The sequence below is a fragment of the Roseicyclus sp. genome (assembly GCF_052168335.1).
Classification (GTDB): domain Bacteria; phylum Pseudomonadota; class Alphaproteobacteria; order Rhodobacterales; family Rhodobacteraceae; genus Roseibacterium.
In genome coordinates, this window is the sequence record NZ_JBQLZP010000169.1 from 1 (window position 1) to 4,728 (window position 4,728).

Here is a 4,728-nt window from a genome sequence, read left to right on the forward strand (position 1 = left end):
GAGGCCCACCGGCACGTCGAGCGTGCCGTCGTAGACCGGCAAGCGGGTCATGCCGCTCTCGCGGAATATGGCCACCAGTTCCGCCAGGCTGGCATCGCAGGAGGCCGAGACGATCTCGGCGCGCGGGATCGCCACGTCCTCAACGCGCATGTGCCGGAGGTTCGACATGCCGAAGGGACGCGGTTCGGCACCAGCGACGGCGCTGCCGTTCGTCTCTTCGCTCTGGTCGGGAGTGGACGCGCCGAACAGGCGCGCGAGAAAGCCGGGACGCTGGTCCGGACTATCATCCTCGTCGGGCTGCGCGCCTTGCGCCGCAGCGGACGAGGGATCAGGGTTCGAGCTCATCGCTCCTTTCCGAAAGGTACACCGGGCTCTGATTACCCGTTGCGGTCAATATGGGTCAGGAACCCCCATCCTGGCAAGGATCGCGGTCTCGAGCTTTTCCATCAAATCCGCATCGGCGTCCGTGATGTGATCGAAACCCAACAGGTGCATGAGCCCGTGGACGAGGAGGTGGGCGAGATGCTGCTCGAAGGGGCGGCCTGCTTCCTCCGCCTCGCGCGAGATCACGCCGAGCGCCAGCGCGATGTCGCCGAGTTCCTCGGACGGGCCGCCGGGGGCGGCTTCGGGCAGGTCGGGCATTTCGCCCGGCGCTTCGGCGGCGCGCTCCTCCGAGGGCCAGGAGAGGACGTTGGTGGGCGTGGGCTTGCCCCGGAACTCGGCGTTCAATTCGGCGATCCGCGCATCTCCGCAGGCGAGGATCGAGACCGCGAAGGCCGCGGGGTCGAGGCCGAGCGCATCGAGTGTCGCGGCGAAGGCCTCGCCCGCGAGGCGCTCGAGCGCGTCCTCGTTCCAGCCGTCGTCCTCGATGAGAATGTCGATCTCCATGGTGGGGGGCCATGCACCGGCGCGCAGCCGCGGTCAATGCGGCGGTCACGTCGCCTCCCATACCGCCTCCGCCGCGGCGAGCCCGGAGGTCCAGGCGCCGCCGAGGCTGGTCGCCATAGGCCCCGGAGCCGCCTCCCCGGCGAAGAAGAGGCGTCCCTCGACGGGCGCGGCGTAGTCCTGCCTCGCGGTGGCGGCACCGGGCAGCGGACGCGCCCAGGGGCCGAGGCTGAGGGGATCGCCGGTCCAGTCGTGCGTCGCGGCGGCAACGGCCCTGAGCCCCGTGTGCTGGCGCAGCACCTCGCCCGCGACGGTCGCCGCCCGCCCTTCGCTCCGCAGCGCGCGCGCCCGCGCGCCGCAGAAGATGACGTTCGCCAGCGGCGCGCGCGGGTCGAGATGGAGGAGCGCGCCCTCGCCTTCGAGGAGCGACGGCATGTCCACGGCGAACTCAGCGGCGCCGGGGGGGCGCCGCTCGAGGCGGAGGCCGACCTTGAGGAACTCGGCGGGGCCGAGCGCGGCGAAGGCCGCCGCCTTCGCGGGCGGCAGGGCGGGGGTGAAGCGGACGGCGCCCGAGGCGAGGACGGCCGGCGGCAGCGTCACGATGACAACGCCCGCGCGGAGCGACCCGAAGCCGCCGGAGAGGGTCACAAAACCCGCCGCGCGCAGGTCGATCGCCGTCACCGTGTGTCCCGTCCGCACCGGCAGCCCGTCGGCCAGCGCGGTCAGGAGGCCGCCCGGCCCGCCATCGACCAGCCGATCCTCGCCCGAGACGAGCGCCGCCGTATCGAGAAGCGAGACATCGCCCGGATCGCCGCCCATCGACATGGCGGAGAGGCGCAGCGCGCCCGCCTCCCACGCCGTCGCGGTGGGGACGGCGGCGAGGGTCGCATCGTGCCCCGCCTCCTCCGCGAGGCGGTCGATCGCGTCCTCGACCGGGCCGAAGGCCTGCATGAACCGCAGCGCGGCATCCGGCGCGTCGCTGCCGGTGACGGACATGTCCTCGTAGCGGCTGGGCGTGAGGCGGAGGCCGAGGTCGCGCGCCGCCCGCGCAAGGGGGTTCAGCCCGCCGTTGTGGAGCCACTGCGCGCCCGCGTCCCAGGGCAGGCCGAGGGCGGAGGCGTCGGTCCAGGCCCGTCCGCCGACGCGGTCCCGCGCCTCGAGGAGAACGACCTCGTAATCCCACGCGACGAGCCGGCGCGCGGCGGCGATCCCGGCCGCGCCTGCGCCCACCACCGCCACCTCGGCGTCGAGCGGCATGTCGGAGCGCACCACGCGGGGCGCGGCAAGCGCCGCGGCGGCGAGCGCGAGGACGCGGCGGCGGCCGGGCATCCGTGCCTCAGCCCGCGCCGCCCGCCTCGTCGGCGTCGTAGGCCTCGATGATCCGGGCGACCATCGGGTGACGGACCACGTCCTTCGCGGTGAAGTAGTTGAAGCTGATGCCCTTCACGCCCGCGAGGATGCGCTCGGCGTCGATCAGGCCCGAGGGCATCCCCCGCGGCAGGTCCACCTGGCTGGGGTCGCCGGTGATGACCATGCGGCTGCCCTGCCCGAGGCGGGTCAGGAACATCTTCATCTGCATCCGCGTCGCGTTCTGCGCCTCGTCGAGGACGACATAGGCGTTCGAGAGCGTGCGCCCCCGCATGAAGGCGAGCGGCGCGATCTCGATCGTCTTCTCCTCCATCAGCTTCTGGAGCTGCTTCTGCGGGAGGAAGTCGTTCAGCGCGTCGTAGAGCGGCTGCATGTAGGGATCGACCTTCTCCTTCATGTCGCCGGGCAGGAAGCCCAAGCGCTCGCCCGCCTCGACGGCGGGACGGGAGAGGATGATCTTGTCCACGTGGCCGTTGATCATCTGGTTCACGGCCACGGCGACGGCGAGGTAGGTCTTGCCGGTGCCCGCGGGGCCGATGCCGAAGGCCAGCTCGTGCGTGAAGAGGTTGCTCACGTAGGCCTGCTGCGCCTGCGTGCGGGGCTCGACCGTCTTCTTGCGCGTCCCGATCTCGAGCGAACCCGCGCCGAACATCTCCATCTGGTCGCCCGACCGGGCGCCCGTCTCCTCCTGGCTGCCGCCCATGCGCACCATGGCGTCGATGTCGCCGGGCTCGACGCTGCGGCCCGATTCCAGCCGCGCATAAAGCCGCTCGAGCACGGTCGCGGCCTCGGCCCGCGCCTCGCCCAGAAGCGCGAGTTCGTTGCCCCGCCGCACGATGTGGACGGAGAGAAGGTGCTCTATCTGTGCGAGATTGCGGTCGAATTCGCCGCAGAGCTCGATCAGCAACCGGTTGTCGGGGAATTGTAGCAGCAGTTCGACGGGCGGCTCGGCAGCGGGGTGCGGCAGAGTTGTTGTCGCCAAGTTGTGCTCCCGGATTTCAGGGCTTCCTGCAGGACGATGTTCGCAAGGGACGAAGCGCAACGCAACAGATTGTGGCACCTGTCACGAAGAATTCTTGATGCTGTGGAGGCGTCAGGCGAGGACGCCGCCGAGCGAGTTCGGTCCGCTCTCGACGATCCGCACCGGCGCGATGCGGCCGAGGAGGCCCGCGTCCCCCTTGGCGTGAACGGCGTGCAGGTACTCGGACTTGCCGACGATCTGCCCCGGCATCCGCCCCGCCTTCTCGAAGAGGACGTTCACCGTGCGGCCCACCATCGCGTCCTGCGCCGCGCGCTGCTGCCGGGTCAGGAGCGCCTGGAGCCGCTGGAGCCGGTCGTCCGCTTCGGCGGGATCGACCTGCGCGCGCTCGGCGGCGGGGGTGCCGGGACGGGGGGAATACTTGAAGGAGAAGGCGCTGGAATACCCGACGGCCTCGACGAGGTCGAGCGTCGCCTGGAAATCGGCCTCGGTCTCGCCGGGAAAGCCCACGATGAAGTCGCCGGACAGCGCGAGGTCGGGGCGCGCGGCGCGGATGCGCTCGATCAGACGGATGTAGCCCGCGGCGGTGTGCTTGCGGTTCATCGCCTTGAGAATCCGGTCCGAGCCCGCCTGCACCGGCAGGTGGAGATAGGGCATCAGCTTGTCGCAGTCGCCATGCGCCGCGATCAGGTCGTCGTCCATGTCGTTGGGATGCGAGGTTGTGAAGCGGATGCGCGCGAGCCCGTCGATGTCCGCCATCGTGCGGATCAGCCGCGCGAGGCCCCACTCGTCGCCACCAGGCCCCGCCCCGTGGTAGGCGTTCACGTTCTGCCCGAGAAGCGTGATCTCCCGCACGCCGCGCTCCACGAGGTCGCGCGCCTCGCCCAGGAGCCGCTCGACCGGGCGCGAGACCTCGGCGCCGCGCGTGTAGGGCACCACGCAGAAGGAGCAGAACTTGTCGCAGCCCTCCTGCACGGTGAGGAACGCGGTCGGCCCGCGCGTCGCCCGGCGGTCCCTGGGCAGGTGGGCGAACTTGTCCTCCTCGGGGAAGTCGGTGTCGAGCGCCTTCCCGCCGCGCTCCAGCGCCTCCATCATCGCGGGCAGACGGTGGTAGGTCTGCGGCCCGACGACGAGGTCCACCATCGGCTGGCGGCGCATGATCTCCTCGCCCTCGGCCTGCGCGACGCAGCCCGCGACGCCGATCTTGAGGTCGGGCTTGGCCGCGCGCAGCGGCTTCAGCCGGCCGAGCTCGGAATAGACCTTCTCGGCCGCCTTCTCGCGGATGTGACAGGTGTTCAGCAGGATCATGTCCGCCGCCTCGGGCGTATCGACCTGCTCGTAGCCCTGCGCGCCCAGCGCCTCGGCCATGCGCTCGCTGTCGTAGACGTTCATCTGGCAGCCATAGGTCTTGACGTAGAGCTTCTTCGTCGCGGTCATGGCACGGCCCTGGGCTGGGGGAGATGTCGCTTCGCGGCATGTATCGCAGGCGCGCCACC

Annotated in this window: 4 protein-coding genes and 1 pseudogene; all 5 read right to left on the reverse strand. The window is 71.1% G+C overall.

Going from position 1 to position 4,728, the window contains the following annotated elements:
• Nucleotides 1–345, reverse strand: a pseudogene (locus ACTS11_RS05215) (magnesium/cobalt efflux protein); the annotation flags it as partial.
• 45 nt (nt 346–390) lie between these two features.
• Nucleotides 391–888, reverse strand: a complete 498-nt coding sequence (gene ybeY, locus ACTS11_RS05220; protein WP_442639283.1) for an rRNA maturation RNase YbeY — start codon at nt 886–888, stop codon at nt 391–393.
• Between the two features lie 45 nt (nt 889–933).
• Nucleotides 934–2,214 carry a flavin monoamine oxidase family protein gene (locus tag ACTS11_RS05225; RefSeq protein ID WP_442639284.1) on the reverse strand — a complete coding sequence of 427 codons (1,281 nt, stop codon included), beginning with the start codon at nt 2,212–2,214 and terminating at the stop codon, nt 934–936.
• 7 nt (nt 2,215–2,221) lie between these two features.
• Nucleotides 2,222–3,235, reverse strand: a complete 1,014-nt coding sequence (locus ACTS11_RS05230) for a PhoH family protein (protein ID WP_442639285.1) — start codon at nt 3,233–3,235, stop codon at nt 2,222–2,224.
• A gap of 111 nt (nt 3,236–3,346) precedes the next feature.
• Nucleotides 3,347–4,669 carry a tRNA (N6-isopentenyl adenosine(37)-C2)-methylthiotransferase MiaB gene (miaB, locus tag ACTS11_RS05235; protein WP_442639286.1) on the reverse strand — a complete coding sequence of 441 codons (1,323 nt, stop codon included), beginning with the start codon at nt 4,667–4,669 and terminating at the stop codon, nt 3,347–3,349.
• Between the last annotated feature and the right edge of the window lie 59 nt (nt 4,670–4,728).